We start from the raw sequence: 1420 nt of genomic DNA on the forward strand, positions 1-1420 counted from the left end.
CAGGATGCCGCTGTGCTTGCCGTCGGCATGCAGGTCGCTGGCCAGGATGCCGGGCTGGTCGGATGCTTCGAGCACCACCGCGCCCGCGCCGTCGCCGAACAGCACGCAGGTCGTGCGGTCGTTGAAATCAAGAATGCGGCTGAAGACTTCGGCGCCGATGACCAGCGCGCACTTGGCCGAGCCGGTCTGGATCATCGCATCGGCGACCGTGAGCGCATAGACGAAGCCGCTGCACACCGCCTGCACGTCGAAGGCCGCGCAGCCGTTGGCGCCGAGCTTGTGCTGCAGGATGGCGGCGGCCGAAGGAAAGACCATGTCGGGCGTGGACGTCGCCACGATGATCAGGTCGACTTCCTCGGGCGTGCGGCCTGCGGCCTCGAGCGCCTGGCGCGCGGCTTCCAGGCCCAGGTCGCTGCTCGTGACATCGGGCTCGGCGAAATGCCGCGCCCGGATGCCGGTGCGCTCGACAATCCACTCGTCCGAAGTTTCAATGCCACGCGTGGCCAGATCGGCCTGCAGGTCCTGGTTGGTCACGCGCCGCGGAGGCAGATAACTTCCGGTGCCGGTGATGCGGGAATAAATTCTCATCTGTTTTTAAGCTCAAGACGCCGACACTGCCGGAACCGGAGTGGCTGGCACTGCGTCCAGCAAGGGCGCTGCACGGGCAATCCGGGACTGAACGCGGTCAAGCAAGTTATTGCAGGCCGCATCATACGCCCGGGTCAATGCGTACTCGAAAGCAATCGCATCCGCCGACCCGTGGCTCTTGAAGACCAGGCCGCGCAGGCCCAGCAGCGCGGCGCCGTTGTAGCGGCGGTGGTCCATGCGCTTCATCAGCGCCGACAGCACCGGGTAGGCGACGACGGCCGCGAGCTTGGTCAAAATGTTACGTTTGAACTCCTGCTTGAGTCCGTTGCTGATCATCGAGGCCACGCCTTCGCTGGTCTTGAGCGCGACGTTGCCGACGAAACCGTCGCAGACGACGATATCGACCGTGCCCTTGAAGATGTCATTGCCTTCGACATTGCCGAAGAAATTGATGTCACCCGCCTGACCCGCCTTGCGCAGCAGTTCGCCGCTGCGCTTGATGATGTCGCTGCCCTTGATGGCCTCTTCGCCGATGTTGAGCAGACCGACCGATGCCTTCGAGTTCTCTTCGAGCGCCGACACCAGCGCCGTGCCCATGAAGGCGAATTGCAGCAGGTGCTCGGCCGTGCAGTCGACGTTCGCGCCCAGATCGAGCACCGTGGTCGCATGGCCCTTGCTGTTGGGCAGCTGGGCCGCGATCGCGGGACGGTCGATGCCGTCGAGCGTCTTGAGCACATAGCGCGCAATGGCCATCAGCGCGCCGGTATTGCCGGCCGACACGGCAGCCGCGGCGGCGCCGGATTTGACCTGCTCGATGGCCACACGGATGGAA

The 1420-nt window shown here is 64.8% G+C and carries 2 protein-coding genes; both read right to left on the reverse strand.

The features are described 5' to 3' along the window. A partial coding sequence (locus D3H34_RS32615; RefSeq protein ID WP_119558860.1) for a beta-ketoacyl-ACP synthase 3 occupies window positions 1–588 on the reverse strand: 588 nt, incomplete at its 3' end. Window positions 589–600: 12 nt separating this feature from the next. Beyond that, window positions 601–1420, reverse strand: an 820-nt coding sequence (gene plsX / locus D3H34_RS32620; RefSeq protein WP_119558861.1) for a phosphate acyltransferase PlsX, incomplete at its 5' end; no start/stop codon positions are given.

It is taken from the genome of Acidovorax cavernicola (assembly GCF_003581445.1).